A 19,064-nucleotide genomic window follows, 5' to 3' on the forward strand; every position below is an offset into this window, starting at 1 on the left:
GTGAGTAACCCCTGCTCTTAATATGCATAACTTGTGGTTGTTATGTTTTTGCACTATAATATTTTATGACAAGGGGGATATTTTTTTATCTCTTATATAACTATTTTTACCTTCAATAACTATATCTTCTATTTAACAATCTTTATTTTCATAAAAATCCATCCTCATATTTTCACAATTCCAGATGCAATGTGTTGGGCAATTAATTCTTTATCATAATAAATATCAGTTTTTTCCAATACTCCCGTTGCTTTAAGTTCAAATATCGATTTATATTTTAATAATTCTTTTTCGTATGTAAAATCCTTAAATAGATTATCCTTGCATTCCACTAAATGCTTAGCCCTAGCTTCTTTTAAAAAATCATATACTTGATTTGCACCAATTGGACATTTATCCAAAACATAACCAACATAATCACATATCCATACTACTTTATTACTGTCTTTCTCAATTATTATTTCAACCCCTGCATAGGGATTAAATCCACGATAAGAATCTTTAAAAATGTATCGGTTTATCTCCTTTTTAAACTCCCAATCGTAAACATCTGATTTTTCATATGGATTAAACTCCTTAGTTTTCTTCACATAGCAAGACAACCTTCCTTCAATTATTGTCCTTTGCAATAAGTCCAACATAGTAATACCCCCTCTATTTCTTAATTTTTTGTCTTTTGTAAAAGTATTCAACTAACCACGCGCCAAAATTCCGCTAAAGATAATGCTAAATTTACTCAATCACTCTCAACTCGATTGAAACTCTCAACAATTCCCAAAACCTCTACAAAAAACAAATTATCATTAGGCAAACTATTTCTTACCCTAAATCGTACATCGGTTCTGATTACCTTCCTAACATTTGACCATATTTCTTTGTTCTCTGATTTTCTTTTGCCTGCTACATCTTTTCTCTTGCTTTTTGTTCTCGTTCATCACATTAAACCTTAAATTGTTTCAAACTTACTGTCAAAAAGTTTCACAAACTTAAAAAGTCTATCGCTTACAACTTTCTTTTTTTATTCTTATTATCTCATAATTGTTCATTTGATATTATTTGGTTACCTTCAGGCCTTAAAAAAAGTTTATTAAGAGAGTATAGGATTGTATATTGTCTTTTTTAAGAATCGTTAATAATTCTTATTAATTCAAGTTGATTGTTATTTTAGTATCCAAAATTACTCCCATTCATGTCTAATTCTGCAAGCATTTGATTCACAATTAAGTAATTATAAACTGGAATTGCACCATCCTAATAGCCAATATTAAACTTAATTGCATTGAGGTAACTTTTAAGGGAAATTTTTTCGGTTTTTTTTAAAAGCTTCTTTTGGAGGGTTAGGGAATAAAACATCTTTCCCAAATTTGATGTTATCAAGGGTTATTTGCAATGTTGTAAAATTACCATCGTAAGTAATAATTATTTTCTTAGTTTTATAGTCATTTTCCTCAATATAAAAGTTATATCTAACAGGATTTATAGGTATCATTTCAAGCAAATCATCACTTACAAGATCTAAGAGATCAGTTACAACATCCAGACTCCCAGTCACATCTCCTTTATCTCCCAATACTTCATTTACACTATCTCCTACTAATCTTCCAAATATATTTGCTACGCTAAATAACTTTTTAATATTTTCTTTCAAGAATTTTTTGGTGCATGCTTCCATTTTACTTTGAGAAACAGTAATTAATGCATTTTTTGTCTTTAATTTTTTCCCTCCAACAACCACTATTTGGTCGAAAAACTTTGCTTTTTCACTTAGAATAGCATTTTTAAGATCCTGGTTGAAGTCTTTTCTACTTTTTAACGTTAAAACATTAATTACGAAGTCCGAATTTGTTAGCTCCTTTACTTTTTTAATAGGCATATAATAGTAGAAAGAATTACTTTTGTTTTTGTAATAAATGTTGTTCTTAAAATAAATTGTATCTCCTGTTATTAACAAACATGAATACTTATCTTTAATTCTTTCCTCATAGAAGTATTTATTGTTTATCTTATCAACATAAACCTTGCAATATACATTCTCCCTTAACTTTGAATTTTTATTAGTAACAGAAACAGTTATTTCTGCCCCAAACGGTATGTTTGATTCAAAACATTTTACAATTGTTTGCCTCAAAACACTATCATATTTACTTATATTCTGAGTATTCTGGGCATGGCCAATGTAACTAACTTTACCGACAAAATAAATTATTATCAATAAAAGGAAAATTAATATTTTAAATCTACCCCTTCCTTTTATTTTTCTGCACATCATCGTCCCTCCCTTCACATTTTACTATTTGTCTTTCTCTGCAAATTACAAAATACAATAGATTTCTGATATGTTTATTAAAAATAGACATTTATGATTTGCTATCAGCATTATTTAACTTAAAAATTAGTACTTATAAACATTTCACAATTGATTATTTACCGTATTATTACCTGTGTTGGCTTAAAGATAATAATACCACCAATTCCTACTTGACCTAAACTATTATCTCCCCAACCATATAAATCCCCTTCTCTTGTCAATGCCAATACATGTCCTCCTTTACAAGATATCCATACAGCTCCTTCAAACACTTTCACAGGTCTGGGTTCATACCATGAATCTGTGTCAGTTCCAAGTGTTCCCAAATTAAATCCCCATGCATAAACTTCTCCATTTTTTGTTAATGCAAAGCTTCTATTTGCACCTGCAGCTACCATTTTTACATTATCCATTACTTTTACAGGTTTATCTATTCGAAGATTGGGTATTGCTATTCCATTGCCTATTTCCCCATGAGCTGGATCACTGCCCCAGGCATATAAACTTCCATCTTTTGTAACAGCCAAGCAATGGTCATAACCGCTTGCCATTGATACCACATTATTCAATACTTTCTCAATCACATATGATTCGATTTGCGTATGGCTTCCTTTCCATGAAGTTTTACCTTTCAATGCATATAAGGTCCCGTCCTTTTTCAAGATTAGAGTCTGATACCCTGCACTAATTTTGTCTACATTGTTTGTTATGTTATACATTTTTTGTCTGTTTTCTTTGATAATTTGCCATTTAAGAGTATCTCGTTCTGCTTGAACAACAAAAATTAACGCATACATTTTACCATTTTTTGTTACAACAAATGTTTCATTTTGATTAGTATCTACTTGTCTAATTTCTTTTAATACCATTTTAGGTTTTGAAATTATTTTATTGTTGCTAAAGTCAATAGTATTGTTTATATTACTTCCCCACCCAAAAAGTTCACCTTTTTTATTAATCAAAAAACTACGTTGAGTTCCTGCTAAAATTCCTATAATTTCCCCAACATTAATATCTATTTTTGTGGGCCTACATAAGGGATTTTTGGTTCCGTTCCCTAACTGATTATATGAATTATTGCCCCATCCATATAATTTTCCATCCTTAGTTAAAGCAAGAGAATGGTCAGCACCCGCACTACATAAAGAAACATTTTTCATGATTAAAACAGGCCTATCTACTCTTTCTGGCGCACCAAAGATAAATGGTCCAGTATTATTGCAAAAAATGTATAACTTTTTATCTTTCGTCACTGCTAATTTACCAGATGCCAACATAACATTTGACATTATCTTAACAGGCTTAAATTCCATGAGTTTACCATTATTAGATTGGCGAAACTTATTTTTGATTACGATAGTATCAGTATAACCTCGTCCCAATCCCCATAATACCCCGTTTTTATCAATTAACAAACTGTAAGATTCACCTGCGTAAATATATGAAATACCTTTTATGTCTTTAAAATTTACTCTTACCGGTTTTTCACTGAAATTTTTACCCCATCCCGGATCAAATCCTAACTCACTATCATTGTTGTAGCCCCACGCATATAACTCACCTTTCTTGGTTAATGCCAAAACATGATTACTTCCTGCAGAAACACTTTGAACCCCACTCATTATTTTTACTGGTTTAATTTTATCTATTTTACTGCCATCACCCAACTGTCCAACCTCATTTGCACCCCATCCATATAAATCACCATTTTTGGTAATAGCAAAACTTGTATACCATCCAGCTGCTACATCTTTAACATTTGTCATAATCTTAATAGGTTTGTTACAGTCAACTCTTGTCCCATTTCCTAACTGTCCGCGATCGTTGAGTCCCCATGCATATAAATCTCCATTTTTTGTAACTGCCAAGCTATGATAATTACCAGCAGCTATTGCAACTACATTTCCCAAAATTTTTACAGGAGTAGTTTTGCTCTCTTTTGTCCCATCTCCTAATTGTCCATACTCGTTATTACCCCAACAATATAAATTCCCACTCTGGTCTATTGCTAATACATGTGCCCATCCGGCTTTTGCAATCTTAACATGTTCCATTACTTTTGTAGGCAAATATCGAGATTCTAAAGTTCCACCTAACTCCCATTCGTAAAGTTCTCCATTTTCTGTTATAGCAAGGTTTTGATTACCGCCCGTATCAACATATACTATTTTCTTTCCCATATCATTTGATGCTTTTATATAGAAAGTGCTCAATGTTATCAATATCATACTCACCAAAAATAGAAATAAGATATATTTTATTTTTTCTTTTTTTCTTACTTTTAAATTTTTTCTAGCATTACTAATCATACTCATCCATCCTTTTCTTTTGCACGTGTAATCAACAGATTTACCACCCATTAAATTATCTTTTAATTTCTCTGGTCACTCCATTTGATAATTGCATCAACTACTTTTGGTTGGGATAAATTACTTTGTTCTCGTCCAACTTCAAAGTAAATAGTAATTCCGTTTTTTAAATCACAAGAAATGACTTCCTCCGATTCCGGTGATGGTCCTCTACTTACCTCTTTTATTTCCTTATACTTGCCATTTTTTAAAATCTTGTACGCTTGGTCTGGGGTTGTTTCCATTATCTCAATACCAAAAAGGTTTGCTCCCCTGCCCGCAACTAAAGCATTAGGTATTTTGTCGTCCGAATCTTTATAATTTCCTTCATCTGCATTAAAAGTCCATGCTAAAGCCCCTACATCGTAAAAGATTCCGCCCTCCCATTCATAAGTTCTATCACATAGTCCAAAATTTGCTCGAATATCTTTAAGTCGTACATTTAAAAGTTTTTCAAGTTTGTCCGAAGAATTTATAACTATTCTTTCTATTCTTTCTTTATTTAATTCACTGAATGACATAAAAAAGGTAGCATAGTTTTTTCCATTGGGATCAATATCAAAAGAAGAAAAATATGTTTCTATCCCCTCATCCCTTAAAAGTATTTTATCATCTATCTGAATATCCGTATTTTCAGTTGCTTGAGAAAGACTCTCTCGATACTTTGGAGTTCTCAATTCAATATCGCTGCATGTTGCTGAAAGAAAAGTAATATAATTCCTAATTTTTCTTAAGGTATTATTATCTATAATGTCCTCTCTGGGTATCAATTTACCATTATCAAGATCAAAATTGAATGTCTTTGATTCATAATACCCTCCAGTTCCTCCACCATCAATAAAAAATATTACAGAAAAAATATTTTTTGATTTTAAAAAATGATAATCATAACTAATTCCCAAAATAGTAAAGCTTTTATCTTTTTCTATTTCATCCAGTTTCCTTTTTACAAAATTCTCAATTGTATTGTTAACTTTCTCAACCACTATTTGCGAAAAAGTATGTTTTACAATATAAGGATATTCAATTCTAATTATTTTACTATCTGAACTTTTCTCAATTTTCTTTTTATTTACTTCAATAAATTTTTCTATCTTCTGTTCAGGAATATTATTTTTAAGCAAAGATTCATCGTACTCTGTCTTATAAACAACCTGGGTAGTATTTTGGTTGAAAGAACTTTCAGTACTTTTATCTCTTTTGAACACTGAACAACCAACAAGCAACAAAAATAAAAGGATTATAACTGCTATCTTAATAACAAAAATCTTCCTTACACTTTGCATCACATTTCACCTCCTATTCGTTTTTAATCATATTTTAATTACAATTATTTTTCTATTATTCTCTATTTTATTTAACCCTGTAAAATTCATACTTCCCTCTACCTGAACCAGGAATAGGCTCCAATATCAATCTATCGCCTTCAATTTTGTAATAATATCCTTCTTTACCAGTAAGAAAACCTGTAAGATACAATTTGTTACCATCTATTTCCCAATTTCCACCTATCCAATAATAATTGGCCTTAAATGTACCATCTGAATAAAATGTGATAGTATCTTTATCATCTGACCAGGTACCAATAATGCTATTTGAACTAAAACTTGTCGTACTAACTCCTCCTGAGCCTACCATTCCATTAGCTAAAGCAAACATGACTATTGCCACAACAATAATACATACGATATACGTTGTCGCAGTGATGTAAAGCGCTGTAGTATCTTTATTTTGTGATAAAGTCCTAATTGACCAAAAGTTAAGAATTGTATTTGTGATAATACCAAAAATACCTATTAAAATTACAAGCCATATAGCAATAAACTGCAATAACAGATTTAACAATACTACCCATACAATTGGTATAAGGCTTACTCCAACCGCCCCTAATATAGCCTTAAAATCTACACTTTCTTTAATTATCATAAACGCTAACTTGATAGTACCGCAATATAGAAGATACAAAAGAAACAAAATTATGAAGTTGTACAAAAAGGTCTTAAAGGATGAATAAGAGGACAAAAGCCCTGATATTCCGATAAAATCTTCAATTAACTTTATACCTCTTCCTGCCAAAACAAGATTTTGAATAGAAACAAATATAGAGGTAAGAATAGCAAACAAAATACCTACTTTGCAGTCATTGTTCTGTATAACCTTTGAAATAAAAACAAATGGATTTTTCAAAAATGCCAACGCAAACTTTACAGTAAGATAACAATATCTAACTGTTGAATTAATTACATCATTAAAGGTTGATGCAATAGCTATATTCTTTCTCTCTTTCTCACTGATGTTTTGTGTCTGCTCATTATTTTTATTTCCAATTTCTTCATTAACATTCTTATTCTCATTATTTTGCTTCTCATTCAACACTTCACTACTTGAGTCTTTATTGCCAGTTGTTTGACTTATCATTGCCTGAGCTGTTTCGCAAGTGCAATTCTCACCTTCCTGAAGTTCTCTACCACAATATGGACAATTTGTCATTTCAATCACACACTCCCTTCATCTAATTTGTACTCTTTAATCTTGCCATCTTCTGGCCAGTCATAAAACCAAGGAACCTCTATTCCGACAATAACAAAGTTCTTTGCATTTTCATCCCATACAAGCGTGTAAACCTGTATAGTTACTTTTTCAGGAATATCTTGTGGTGAAGACTCGTCTTGGGAATATACTGCATCTTTGTAATAAATCTTTGCAGTAACTTTTAATGTTATTTTTCCCGCTTCATCTTTAAACAATTGTAACGTCCCAAAATTAAACTCTGTTTTTGTGACTTTACCTGTAAATTTTTGTTTATAATCTTTTAGTTCCTGAATTCTATTTGAAAATGCTTGTTTTAATTCGTCAGAAATGTTCAAAAACTTATTTGGATCCTGAAATGTCATAGCAGTTCTGTAAGACTTTTCAAAATCATTTATAACAGAAGCACCCTTTTCGAATGTAGAATTATTAATATCATCGTTTGAAAGTGTATTTGGAATTGTAATGCTATTTGACCAGCTGCCAAGTTTTACAGAAGTTGTTCTTGCCTCACCCCATGGAAGTTTTATTTTTGCACTAAACTCACTTCCGTCACTTACAGGTCCAAATTCAGAAGCATCTTTTACCAAAACACCGGTTGGCTTACCATTCAAAATTATCTCAGCATCCTCAAAATCTGACTCTACCTCTACGTAGCGAGGATTAAGATAAAGTTCAACAGAGTATTGGTTGTAGTTACTAAATTCTGTACTGTAGAGTTTTTCTTCCTCAGACTCCTCTAATGTACAATATGGTCCTTTGTATTTTGCTTCAATCTTGTATATACCGGCAATCAATGGGCCTATTGAAATCTCCTGCGACGGATCTGAAACTGAAGTAATGTTTTTGCCATTTAAGAATATTTTTGCATCCTTTGTATCACACTTCACCTTTAAAAAGTAATTTTTTGCTGCAATCTTATACTTTGTGAAGAAAATCAAGCCTTTGCCTGCAGGTTTTAAAAGAAAATCGTTAGAATAATCGTGAGCTGAGAAAAGATTAGATAAAATATCGGTTAGAGATTCATTCTTTTTATCTGAAGATGAATTTGAAATTGATTGAATTGCTTCATCTAATGCTTTGTAAACCTCGTTTATGTATTCAGGCTTTGTCTGACACAACTCTAAGAAAGCTTTTAGATTATCTTGTGAAATTTGTTCACCTGTTTCATGAACAATAATTTGGGAAAGCATTTTTGTGTCTTTATTTTTAACAGCTTCCTTGAATTCATTCACAACCCTTTGGGGAGAATATATTGACTTTCCAACTGCTACAAACAATATTAAGAACACCAAGAAACCTATAATTCCGTAAAGCCAAGGCAAAAGTTTTCTGTCAAATTTCAATTTTATGCTTGGTACCCTAAATTCTTTTGTTTGGTCATCAAAGTATTTTTCTAAGAAGAACTCTCTCTTTGTTCTTTGCAAATTATTCGATGTCTTTGCCTCTAAGCTCTCTCCACATTGAGTACATACTTTCTGCCCCTTTTCAATTGTAGCACCACACTTGGGACAGTAAAGCAACTTTTTTCCCTCCCATCATCATTCTTTAATATAATTCGACACTATTCGACATTACTCGACAAATTATATACTTTTAGTGTGTAATCTTGATTTAATTATAATTTTTCTCGTATATAGATGCAAGAGCTTATTTATCCCAAAATGTGGTTGGTATTAAGTTTTCGTTTTGTATATTAATATCAAGAATAAAATCTTTTTCAGGGATGTTCAGGAAATGAAAAAGCACATCTCATTATTTATAGTCGTACTTGCTGTTATTTTTTGTTTTGTTGCAGTTGCATCATCCCCAACAAATTATAAGGCGATGTACGAGAAGCTTTTGAAAGATTACAACTCTTTAAAAACTTAGTATGATAAAGTGATGTTGTTGAATAGAAAATATAATCATTGGAGGTAACAAACAGTTATAGAAGAAATTAAAAAATACTCCTCTTGGGATAAAATTTTAAAGTACAAAAATACAACAACATTAAGGGAAAGTACAAATTAGAAAATATGAGATTGAGAGGCTTTAGGAATTACATTAGGCTAGTAGAATGGATATTAATAATTTACTTATTTGAAGAATTTCCTCGAAAATCAGAAAAATGAAATTTTTCCTTCCACATGCATACATATTTTTATGGTAAAAATATTTATTCAACAAACTTGAAACTATTATTTTATTATATCTTTTAAACGTATCAAAGAAATAAAACCTTTTTGAAAATTTGGACCTTCCAGTTCTTCTAATAAAGACTTATCACCAGAAGGTGTGTTCGGATGAGCACTCCAGCGAGGCCAGGTATTAATGTCAGTAATAAGAGCATTTTTCTTTGCCTCTTCCCATATCTTTTGGTCACAAGGCAAATCTTTTGTTGTATAAGTTAACTTCCAATCCTTTATTTCAAAAATAGTATAACGCATGGGATACGTAACTGTAGAAGCGCAAGTAAAATACGCAATACCATTTTCCATCTTATAGCGCGTACTGATGTGTCGATGACCTGATAACACTATGGCTACTTGAGGGAATTTTTCTATTACTTCTCGAACCTGTTTGCTATTATACAAAACAAATTTATTAAAATTATTTTCACCTGTTTCTTCTGCTTTAGTATATGGAAGAAGTTGATGATGAAGCATTACTATTGTAAGTTTACTTTTGTTATTTTGAAGGTCTTTCTCTAAAAATCTGAGTTGTTGGTTATCAACATAGCCTCCCTAATCACCAATCATTGTAGAATCAAGACCAATCAGGTGAACTCCTGGTAATGGATTTAAACTCCAATAACGGTTGGGTCCACTAAAACCGTGTCCTTGAAAAGTCCAAATCATTGTACTACGGGTTACCGAAGGTCCCATATTTTTAATATGTGAATCAACTATACTTACGTCATGATTCCCTAACACAACGTAATATGGTGCCTGTAATCTGTCTAAGATTTCTTTAACCTTGTCAACATTCCATGGCTCCGCGTCTTTTGTAAGATCCCCTAATACACAAACAAATTTGATATTTGGTATATCATTTATCTCCTTAACAGTGTTTTCAAGTAAACTCACAGAGTCTTTAAACATTTTTACTTCATTAGGGAGTGACTTGCTACTTTCAAACACTGAAATATGGGGATCCGAAATAACAGCAAACTTAAAATTTAATGTTTTTTCAGAAATACTTGATAATTTTTGTAATTTTTCAGACCTTGCAACTTCTTTTACATGGGTAATATAAAAAATTAAAAACAAAAACAAGCATATACTACTTACTATACATAGAAATAATTTCCTTAACTTCACAATCAGTTACCTCCTCTTTTTTATTACGGGATATATTATATTAGTGTTTCTTTAAATCTAATTAAACTACATGTTAAATCTTTGTTAAGAATTTATCGGGTATAATGACTGTATTAGACTACAAAAAAGACTGAATTTTTTAGCCTTCTTTTTACACTAATTTAATGCTAATTTAACAAAAAAGTTATATAGTATTAATTAAAACAAACTTTACGAAAGGAGAGGAAAAGATGAATAAGAGAAATGTACTTAGATTGAAATTGCTATTTATGCTCATCGCAATATTATCAACTATTTTGATGTATATCCCTATATCCTCTGCTTCTTCTGCAAACGTAATAGATATTGTTGAGATTACTGATCTGCATGGGTATTTATATAGTACAGTTAAAATGCAAGATGGAGGTACTCTAAAACAGCAGATTGGAGCTATTTTAGCTAATGAAATTAAAAAGATAAAGAATAGTAACCCAAACACAATAATCTTAGCAGCAGGTGACATGTTCCAAGGAACTCCAGTTTCTAATGTATTAAAAGGCAAGCCAGTTATAGAGGTAATGAAAAGCATTGGAGTTGACGCTATGACTATAGGTAATCATGAGTATGACTGGGGTATTGATGCAGTAATTGATGTAAAAAAGAAAACTCTTAAAAACTCAAACATACCAGTTTTAGGAGCTAATATATATGACAAAGACACCAAAAAGATTGTAAATTACTGTCAACCATATGTAGTACTCAGAAATGGGAATGTAAAAATTGGTATCATAGGAGTAGTTGATAACAAGGAATTCCCTAATATTATTCTGCCTGCGTATATTAAAAATGTAGAATTTAAAGACCCTATTTTCATAGTTAACAATCTTGCAAAAAAATTGAGAAGCGAAGGAGTCAAGATAATAATAGTCCTTGCACACATGGGAGGTTATATGAATAACAATACCCTAACAGGTAATATTGCAGAATTTGCTAAAAAAGTTAAAGGGATAGATATTATCCTTGGTGGGCATACACATTCAATTGTAAATACTTCTGTAAATAAAATCCCTGTTTGTATAGCTAATCATCAAGGCAAGGGTTACATTCATATTAAGTTGAAATTAGAAAATGGAATAGCTAAGACAGTAAAACAAGAGTATATTGATATAACTCCTTTCTTCAATATTAATAATCCTCCTGTAGATAAGGAAGTTCTGTCAATTATTGAAAAAGCAGACAAGCAAGTAGGACAGCAATTCAGCAAGGTCATAGGAACAGCAGTTGCAGATATAACCCGTGAACAAAGGGCAAAACCATATGGTGATTCTGCTTTAGGAAACTGGGCTGCTGATGCCATCAGAGAATTTGCCCATACAGATTTTGCCTTTACCAACAATGGAGGACTCAGAATTGATCTTAAAAAAGGGCCAATTACCCTTGGTGATATTTATCAATTAATGCCTTTTGATAATACTATTGTTATACTCAAAATGAAAGGAAGTCAAATTAAAACTATATTAGAAGAAGCAGTGCAAGATAATGGAAAAGGAATTCAGGTGTCTGGATTAACGTTCAAATATGATATGAAAAAGCCATCTATGAACAGGGTTTACGATATGAGAATGTCAGATGGAACAGTTATTGAAATGGATAAAATATATACTGTTGCTACCAACAATTTCATGGCAACTGGTGGTGACGGATTTAAAGGTTTCACAGACCCTTCAGTTGCAAAAACCTATACTGATACTTATAAACTTTTAAGAGATGTCTTTATTGAGAAGATTCAAAAACAAAAAGAATTAAAACCATCACTGGGACGACGAATATTCTCCTCTGATGAGATATCTTCAAGCTTGCATGAGTTTTCAAATGAATATGCATTATTTGGCCTGAAATGAAAATAATATTTTTTGAATTGTTTAGACTAAAATATTTTGAAGAGGGGGGCTCAAAATTACCCCCCCCCCTTGTTTATTTCATTTTAGTATGCTGAAAAACCCTACATTTTTTTCTACTCTTGCCTTCATTAGATATGAATATCTTTCATTGATTTCTTTTAATACTAAAGACAATACTTTGATTTTTAACCAATCTTTAAGTATTATGCCATTTAAAGTGTTATTAAAAAACCAGAGCAAAATTACATTCAAAATAAGAATTAAATGAGCGGAATACTTCAAAACTGGCTAAAGACAATTTTTATGGAATTTTTATCCCTTCTTCCTCAAAAAAAATTCCATGCTTTTTTAAAAAATAAAAGGGTTGGTAACTCAAATTTCTATTTACCAACCCACTTCTTTTGTATAAATAAAAACACTTATACCACTTTCATACTACCTTACTCCAAAAAATCCTTTAGCTTCTTACTTCTGCTTGGATGTCTTAGTTTCCTCAAAGCCTTTGCCTCAATTTGGCGGATCCTCTCTCTTGTTACGTTGAACTCCTTTCCAACCTCTTCTAAGGTGCGGGCCCTGCCATCTTCAAGGCCAAATCTTAGCTTTAAAACCTTCTTTTCTCTTTCATTCAAAGAATCCAAAACCTCTAAAAGCTGCTCCTTTAACATTGAATATGCAGCTGCTTCAGATGGCGCAAGAGCATCATCATCGGGTATAAAGTCGCCCAAGTGGCTGTCTTCTTCTTCTCCAATTGGGGTCTCAAGAGACACCGGCTCTTGAGCAATCTTTAGTATCTCACGCACCTTTTCAACTGGCATGTTCATCTCTTTTGCTATCTCTTCAGGCGTTGGTTCTCTTCCTTTTTCTTGCAAAAGCTGCCGCGATACCCTAACTAACTTATTTATTGTCTCAACCATATGAACAGGAATTCTTATAGTTCTTGCCTGGTCGGCAATTGCCCTTGTGATTGCCTGTCGAATCCACCAGGTTGCATATGTGGAAAATTTATATCCTTTTCGGTAGTCAAACTTTTCAACAGCCTTCAAAAGACCAAGATTACCTTCCTGGATAAGGTCCAAAAAGAGCATTCCTCTTCCCACATATCTCTTTGCAATGCTTACAACAAGTCTCAAATTTGCCTCAGCAAGCCTCTTTTTTGCCTCTTCATCTCCCTGTTCAATCCTCTTTGCAAGTTCAATCTCCTCTGCAGGGGTCAAAAGTGGAATCTTGCCAATCTCTTTGAGATACATCCTCACAGGGTCATCTATAGCAATACCTTCAGGTAGATTTTCCAAGTCGTCTTTTAAAAGCTCTTCTTCTGAAACCCTATCATCAACAACATCAATCCCCATACTCTCAAGAGTATCATATATATTTTCAATCTGGTTTGCATCAAGCTCTAACCTGTCAAGTATTTCTTGAATTTCAGAATATGTCAAAAATCCCTTGCTCTGCCCAAGTGAAATAAGTTCACGAACCTTTTCTCTTATCAGATTTTTTTTCTCCTCTGTTTTATTTTTATCAACAGTACTTTTTTTATAAGAAAGTTTTTCTGGTTCTTCTTTTTGCTGAATCTGTTCTTTTTCCTCCTGCTGCATCTGCTGCTCTTTTTTAACCTCTTCGTTACTATTATGATTCATATCGTTCTGGTTATTTTGGCTCAGATTTTGATCTGTCATCTGCCTTCTCCCTCCCTTCCTGCCTTGAGTTTTTTTAGCTCATCCAGTATCTGGGTAATTTTCAAATTGTCATTTTGTTGTTGTGCAGCTTTAAGTTCAAGTTTTAACCCTAACGTTTTGACTTTCACTTTTAACTCTTCTATGGCTTTCTTTGCAGTATCAGCATTTTCAAAACCTTTAGATGAAAAGCTTGTAAGATCAAATAAAATGCTCTCATCAGTAACAAAACTCAAAAGCATAGAGTAGCTCAACTCCATCCCCTCATTAATCAGATTTTTTACTGCAGTAAAAATATTCTTAACATCCTCGGTGTAAAAGTCCTCTTCTGTAAGAAGACTTCTTATCTCCTCTGATTTTGGTGCCCATTCTGTATATAATGATAAAAGATAGTTCTCATTCTTTTTCAACATTTCGAAATCAGATAAAACTGGTTTTTGCTGTATTTGCTTAAAATAATTTATATTCTCTATTCGCTTAAGTTCCTTCTGAGTAGTTTTGGAAAACTCTTTTGAAATCACATTTTCATTTACACCCGTGAGATCTGACAACTTCTTTATATACTCTTGTCTTTCAACCTCATTTGAAATTGGAATCAAAATCTTCTCAAAATACTCTCGTACAAATCTAAATTTCTGGTCTGATTTGGTCAAATCATACTGGTTTTTTAGCTCTTTTACTTTGTAATCTATCACAAACATGCTATTTTGCTTTTTTAACAAAAACGCATCCTTCCCAAATCTTTTTATATACTCATCTGGATCTTTTGCGCCCTCTAATTCCATAACTCTTACCATGAGCCCGTTTTGATACAATATATCAGCACTTCTTATTGCTGCTTTTTTGCCTGCTTCATCACTGTCTAAACAAAGAACAACTTCATTTTTGTATCTTCGCAGCAGAAAACTGTGGTCTTGAGTAAGTGCTGTGCCTAAAACCCCAACTGCATTGTCAATTCCCTCTTGATGTAGAGCAATAACATCCATGTACCCCTCGACAACTACAAATTCGCTTTCCTTGCTCTGTTTTGCAATATTAAGACCGTACAGAATCCTTGACTTTGAGAATATCAAAGTATCAGGTGAATTCATATATTTTGGAGCTGCAGAAGCATCAGAAATTATTCGTCCACCAAATGCAATTACCCTGTTCATTGTATCGAATATAGGAAAAATAAGCCTTCCTTCAAATCTACAATAATTTTTTCCATTTCTCTCAAGAAAAATTCCACTTAAATCAATAATTTCTTTAGAATACTTTTGAGAAAGCCTGTCATACAGGTCATTTTTTTCAGGACAAAACCCAAGCCCAAATCTCTTTGCCGTATCTTTCGCAATTCTCCTTTTGATAATATACTTCGCAGCTTCAATATTCTTGCGAAGATAAAGCTGCTCTTGAAAATATTCAAAACAGTCTTTGTGAAGATTAATTAGCTCTTCCTTCTGTTTTGCCAAAGCCCTGTCCTTTGCTGACTGAGACTCAGAAAACTCAATGTTAATCTTTGCCCTCTGGGCCAAAACCTTTAGCGCCTCAGTAAATGTCAAATTTTCCATACGCATTACAAAGTGGATAACATTTCCACCAACACCACAACCAAAACAGTGAAATATCTGCTTAGCTGGTGATACGTAAAAAGAGGGGGTTTTCTCTGAATGAAAAGGGCAAAGCGCCCTAAAGTTTACCCCTACCCTTTTTAACGGAATATAAGAGGAAACAATATCAACAATATCCACTTTATTTAAAACCTGTTCTACAATTCTTTCCAACACATCATGTTCACCTTCATGTTTTTTGGGACAATTTAAATTTATTTCGACAAATTTTTTAAAATACCTTTTGACATTTTTCATAAAAATTAAAGCTTATTCCATGGCGAAGGTAAGAATATTTCATAAAACTTTCGCATAGCATACCTGTCTGTCATTCCGGCTATATAGTCGATTATTGCCTGTTCCTTGCCAAATCTGTCGATATCTTTTTTTACATCGTCTGGCAAGGAATCAGGATTCGACATAAAATACTCATATAAAGCTTGTATAATATATTTAGCCTTTTTTTCATCCCTCTTTGCTTCAGAGTCAATATACACATTTTGAAACATAAACTCCCTCAACTTTTGCATGGCATAAAAGACATCTTCACTCATGGTTATTTCTGGTTTGTCCATACTATTTCTTATTATATCCATAATCAATGTATTAATTCTCTCACGCTTTGAAAATCCTAAAATCTTAAGACAGTCCTGTGGTAAATCTTCTTCTTTTAAAATTCCTGCTCTAATAGCATCGTCTATATCATGGTTTATATACGCTATCCTGTCTGCAAACTGCACAACTTTGCCTTCTAACGTCGAAGGAGTATTGCCCCATACATGATTTAAAATACCGTCTCTTACCTCAAATGTAAGATTAAGCCCATCATCCCCTTCTAAAAAGTCAACAACTCTGAGACTCTGTACATTGTGAGAAAAACCACAAGTTGTAATTTGGTTTAAAATGTCCTCTCCTGCATGTCCAAAAGGTGTATGGCCCAAGTCATGTCCAAGGGCAATTGCTTCTGTTAGGTCCTCATTGAGCCTTAAAGCCCTTGCAATTGTCCTTGCTATCTGGGCAACCTCAAGTGCGTGAGTTAGCCTTGTTCTGTAATGGTCCCCTTCTGGTGAGATGAACACTTGTGTTTTGTGTTTAAGTCTTCTAAATGATTTTGAATGAATTATTCTATCTCTGTCACGTTGAAACTCGGTTCTGACCTGGCACTTTTCTTCTGGTCTTTGTCGCCCTTTTGTGTTCTTAGAAAGCATTGCATATGGTGATAGAATCTTACTTTCAAGCTCTTCTTGGTATTCTCTTATCTTTAACAAATTCTCTCACCGGACTTTTGTAAAGTCCCTCTTTCTATTAATTTTCTTAGAGACTTTGTGATGTTTTCGGTTTATATAATAACTTAATTCTATACAAACTGAATTTTCCCTTCTTTTAAAGCTGAAAAATTCAAAAAGAAGAAGGCTGGAAAGTCAAAAACCAGCCTTCTTCTTTCATTTAGCTTATCCTTCACCCATGTTTTATTAATCAATTACGACACATTTCCTCTTCTTTCCTGCAAACGCTGTTTTAGTCTTGGTTTTCTCTGCACTTTCTTGTTTTCGTTTATTATTACAATGGGCTTATCTTCTTTCAAAACAGCTGCTTTTGTAATTATTACCTTTTCTATCTTGTCGTTTGATGGAATCTCAAACATCACATCAAGCATTATCTCTTCCATGATTGCTCTCAAGCCTCTTGCTCCAGTGTTTCGCTCGATTGCTTTATCTGCTATTGCTTCTAATGCTTCTCTTTCGAATTCAAGCTCAACGCCGTCCATAGCAAAAAGCTTTTGATATTGCTTGACAAGTGCATTCTTTGGTTCTGTGAGAATCTTTATCAGTGCCTCTTTGTCAAGTGCGTCTAATGTAACAATTATTGGAACACGACCGATAAATTCGGGAATCATGCCGAACTTTAGTAGGTCTTGAGGCATTATCTGTCTTAGAATCTCGCCTATTTTCTTTTCCTTCTTGCTCTCTATTTTAGCATTGAACCCAAGAGTCTTTTCGCCAATTCTCCTCTCAATTATCTTCTCAATACCCTCAAAAGCACCACCACAGATAAAGAGAATATTTGTTGTGTCAATCTGGATAAACTCTTGATGTGGATGCTTTCTTCCACCCTGTGGCGGAACTGATGCTATTGTTCCTTCTAATATCTTTAGTAGTGCTTGCTGCACACCTTCACCAGAGACGTCTCTGGTGATTGAAGGATTGTCTGATTTTCTTGCAATCTTGTCAATCTCATCTATATAAACTATACCGCGCTCTGCTCTTTCAATGTCATAATCAGCATTTTGAATAAGCCTGAGCAAAATATTTTCAACATCTTCACCCACATAACCTGCTTCAGTGAGTGTTGTTGCATCTGCTATGGCAAATGGTACATTGAGCATCTTGGCAAGAGTCTGTGCAAGATAAGTTTTTCCAGAGCCAGTTGGACCAAGCATTAAGATATTACTCTTTTGAAGCTCTACATCGTCTTTCCTGTTGTCATGATAGTAAATTCTCTTGTAGTGATTATAAACTGCAACTGATAAAATCTTTTTTGCGTGGTCCTGCCCAACTACGTACTGGTCCAGAAACTCTTTTATTTCTTTTGGGGTTGGAAGTCTATCATCAAACTCGTTGTATTCCTCTTCTTCAAACTCCTCAGAGATTATCTCTGAACAAAGTTCAACACACTCATCACAAATATAAACTCCAGGTCCAGCGACAAGACGTCTTACCTCATCCTGTGATTTGCCACAGAATGAGCACCTTAAAGTCTTCTTTTCATCGAATTTAGCCAATTTTAAATCACCTCAAAAAAGAAAGATTATGGTCGTCTTTCAATCACCTTGTCAATTATGCCATACTTTAAAGCCTCTTCAGCTGTCATGAAAAAGTCGCGTTCTGTATCACGTTCTATAACTTCAATTGGCTGGCCTGTTCGCTCAGCCAAAATCCTATTAATTCTCTGTTTTATCTTCAATATCCACTCAGCGTGGATTTTGATGTCTGTTGCCTGACCACGAACACCGCCAATTGGCTGATGTATCATTATTTCGCTGTTTGGAAGAGCAAATCTCTTACCTTTTGCTCCAGCTGCAAGTAAAAATGCACCCATTGAAGCTGCCATTCCAACACAAATTGTGGATACGTCAGGTTTTATATATTGAATTGTGTCATAAATTGCAAATCCAGCTGTAACAGAACCACCCGGTGAGTTTATATATAGATAGATGTCCTTATCAGGGTCTTCTGCCTCTAAGAAAAGAAGCTGTGCAACAATGAGTGATGCAATGTCATCTGTAATTTCACCGCTTAGGATTACTATTCTATCTTTTAGAAGTCTTGAGTATATGTCGTACGCTCTCTCACCACGGTTAGTTTGCTCAATAACTATAGGAACAAGTGCTGACATTTATTTATCCCTCCTTTTTTAAAAGAAAAACAAATT

The 19,064-nt window shown here is 33.2% G+C and carries 16 protein-coding genes and 2 pseudogenes; 4 read left to right on the plus strand and 14 right to left on the minus strand.

Annotated elements, in window-relative coordinates; translation table 11 throughout:
• Positions 1–164: 164 nt before the first annotated feature.
• Positions 165–641, minus strand: coding sequence for a DUF5680 domain-containing protein (locus tag H964_RS05215; protein WP_011916452.1), 477 nt, complete (start codon positions 639–641; stop codon positions 165–167).
• Positions 642–769: 128 nt separating this feature from the next.
• Between H964_RS05215 and H964_RS12865 the strand changes: the two are divergent.
• A pseudogene (locus H964_RS12865) lies at positions 770–1,003 on the plus strand (ISNCY family transposase); the annotation flags it as partial.
• Between the two features lie 288 nt (positions 1,004–1,291).
• On the opposite strand, the gene H964_RS05220 reads toward H964_RS12865, so the two are convergent.
• From H964_RS05220 to H964_RS05240, 5 genes are all read right to left on the minus strand, one after another.
• A complete protein-coding gene (locus tag H964_RS05220; protein WP_039765379.1) occupies positions 1,292–2,266 on the minus strand; it encodes a hypothetical protein in 975 nt (324 codons plus the stop codon).
• Between the two features lie 158 nt (positions 2,267–2,424).
• The gene (locus tag H964_RS05225; RefSeq protein WP_011916450.1) at positions 2,425–4,617 is read right to left on the minus strand and encodes an RCC1 domain-containing protein; all 2,193 of its coding nucleotides are present in this window, start codon (positions 4,615–4,617) and stop codon (positions 2,425–2,427) included.
• Positions 4,618–4,679: 62 nt separating this feature from the next.
• Entirely contained in the window at positions 4,680–5,942 is a 1,263-nt protein-coding gene (locus tag H964_RS05230; RefSeq protein WP_039765382.1) for a hypothetical protein, read from the minus strand.
• Between the two features lie 67 nt (positions 5,943–6,009).
• Entirely contained in the window at positions 6,010–7,146 is a 1,137-nt protein-coding gene (locus H964_RS05235; RefSeq protein WP_011916448.1) for a hypothetical protein, read from the minus strand.
• A gap of 5 nt (positions 7,147–7,151) precedes the next feature.
• A complete protein-coding gene (locus H964_RS05240; RefSeq protein ID WP_039765383.1) occupies positions 7,152–8,708 on the minus strand; it encodes a zinc ribbon domain-containing protein in 1,557 nt (518 codons plus the stop codon).
• A gap of 214 nt (positions 8,709–8,922) precedes the next feature.
• On the opposite strand from H964_RS05240, the gene H964_RS13190 reads away from it, so the two are divergent.
• Positions 8,923–9,057: a hypothetical protein gene (locus tag H964_RS13190; RefSeq protein WP_272943682.1), complete on the plus strand. Its 135-nt coding sequence runs from the start codon at positions 8,923–8,925 to the stop codon at positions 9,055–9,057.
• 122 nt (positions 9,058–9,179) lie between these two features.
• Positions 9,180–9,299, plus strand: a pseudogene (locus H964_RS13500) (ISNCY family transposase); the annotation flags it as partial.
• A 66-nt stretch (positions 9,300–9,365) separates the two neighbouring features.
• Here H964_RS13500 and H964_RS12870 read toward each other — a convergent pair.
• Together H964_RS12870 and H964_RS12875 are read right to left on the minus strand one after the other, a co-directional pair.
• Positions 9,366–9,833: a metallophosphoesterase family protein gene (locus H964_RS12870; protein WP_237738206.1), complete on the minus strand. Its 468-nt coding sequence runs from the start codon at positions 9,831–9,833 to the stop codon at positions 9,366–9,368.
• 78 nt (positions 9,834–9,911) lie between these two features.
• Positions 9,912–10,487 carry a metallophosphoesterase family protein gene (locus H964_RS12875; protein WP_237738207.1) on the minus strand — a complete coding sequence of 192 codons (576 nt, stop codon included), beginning with the start codon at positions 10,485–10,487 and terminating at the stop codon, positions 9,912–9,914.
• Positions 10,488–10,717: 230 nt separating this feature from the next.
• On the opposite strand from H964_RS12875, the gene H964_RS05250 reads away from it, so the two are divergent.
• A complete protein-coding gene (locus H964_RS05250) occupies positions 10,718–12,367 on the plus strand; it encodes a bifunctional metallophosphatase/5'-nucleotidase (protein ID WP_039765385.1) in 1,650 nt (549 codons plus the stop codon).
• Positions 12,368–12,807: 440 nt separating this feature from the next.
• On the opposite strand, the gene rpoD is transcribed toward H964_RS05250, so the two are convergent.
• The 6 genes from rpoD to clpP all read right to left on the minus strand — a co-directional run bounded on the left by rpoD (position 12,808) and on the right by clpP (position 19,028).
• On the minus strand, positions 12,808–14,043 hold the full coding sequence (gene rpoD, locus H964_RS05255; RefSeq protein WP_193353815.1) for an RNA polymerase sigma factor RpoD: 1,236 nt from the start codon (positions 14,041–14,043) through the stop codon (positions 12,808–12,810).
• Positions 14,040–15,890, minus strand: a complete 1,851-nt coding sequence (dnaG, locus tag H964_RS05260) for a DNA primase (protein WP_193353816.1) — start codon at positions 15,888–15,890, stop codon at positions 14,040–14,042. The genes rpoD and dnaG overlap by 4 nt, the downstream gene beginning before the upstream one ends.
• Positions 15,891–15,895: 5 nt before the next feature.
• Positions 15,896–16,900, minus strand: a complete 1,005-nt coding sequence (locus tag H964_RS05265) for a deoxyguanosinetriphosphate triphosphohydrolase (protein WP_011916443.1) — start codon at positions 16,898–16,900, stop codon at positions 15,896–15,898.
• Positions 16,901–16,989: 89 nt separating this feature from the next.
• On the minus strand, positions 16,990–17,112 hold the full coding sequence (locus H964_RS13195; protein ID WP_266166088.1) for a hypothetical protein: 123 nt from the start codon (positions 17,110–17,112) through the stop codon (positions 16,990–16,992).
• Complete coding sequence (gene clpX, locus H964_RS05270) at positions 17,113–18,414, minus strand: ATP-dependent Clp protease ATP-binding subunit ClpX (RefSeq protein WP_039765390.1); 1,302 nt, start codon at positions 18,412–18,414, stop codon at positions 17,113–17,115.
• A gap of 26 nt (positions 18,415–18,440) precedes the next feature.
• Positions 18,441–19,028: an ATP-dependent Clp endopeptidase proteolytic subunit ClpP gene (gene clpP / locus H964_RS05275; protein WP_011916441.1), complete on the minus strand. Its 588-nt coding sequence runs from the start codon at positions 19,026–19,028 to the stop codon at positions 18,441–18,443.
• Between the last annotated feature and the right edge of the window lie 36 nt (positions 19,029–19,064).

The sequence above is a fragment of the Caldicellulosiruptor sp. F32 genome, assembly GCF_000404025.1.
GTDB classification, from domain to species: Bacteria; Bacillota; Thermoanaerobacteria; order Caldicellulosiruptorales; family Caldicellulosiruptoraceae; genus Caldicellulosiruptor; species Caldicellulosiruptor saccharolyticus.

Excerpts from the sequence above, each read along its gene's own strand:
- clpP (WP_011916441.1), bottom strand. The coding sequence starts at position 19,028 with ATGTCAGCACTTGTTCCTATAGTTATTGAGCAAACTAACCGTGGTGAG.
- rpoD (WP_193353815.1), bottom strand. The coding sequence starts at position 14,043 with ATGACAGATCAAAATCTGAGCCAAAATAACCAGAACGATATGAATCAT.
- H964_RS05220 (WP_039765379.1), bottom strand. The coding sequence starts at position 2,266 with ATGTGCAGAAAAATAAAAGGAAGGGGTAGATTTAAAATATTAATTTTC.
- H964_RS05230 (WP_039765382.1), bottom strand. The coding sequence starts at position 5,942 with ATGCAAAGTGTAAGGAAGATTTTTGTTATTAAGATAGCAGTTATAATC.
- H964_RS05250 (WP_039765385.1), top strand. The coding sequence starts at position 10,718 with ATGAATAAGAGAAATGTACTTAGATTGAAATTGCTATTTATGCTCATC.
- H964_RS05235 (WP_011916448.1), bottom strand. The coding sequence starts at position 7,146 with ATGACAAATTGTCCATATTGTGGTAGAGAACTTCAGGAAGGTGAGAAT.
- H964_RS13190 (WP_272943682.1), top strand. The coding sequence starts at position 8,923 with ATGAAAAAGCACATCTCATTATTTATAGTCGTACTTGCTGTTATTTTT.
- dnaG (WP_193353816.1), bottom strand. The coding sequence starts at position 15,890 with ATGAAAAATGTCAAAAGGTATTTTAAAAAATTTGTCGAAATAAATTTA.
- H964_RS05225 (WP_011916450.1), bottom strand. The coding sequence starts at position 4,617 with ATGATTAGTAATGCTAGAAAAAATTTAAAAGTAAGAAAAAAAGAAAAA.
- H964_RS12870 (WP_237738206.1), bottom strand. The coding sequence starts at position 9,833 with ATGCTTCATCATCAACTTCTTCCATATACTAAAGCAGAAGAAACAGGT.
- H964_RS05215 (WP_011916452.1), bottom strand. The coding sequence starts at position 641 with ATGTTGGACTTATTGCAAAGGACAATAATTGAAGGAAGGTTGTCTTGC.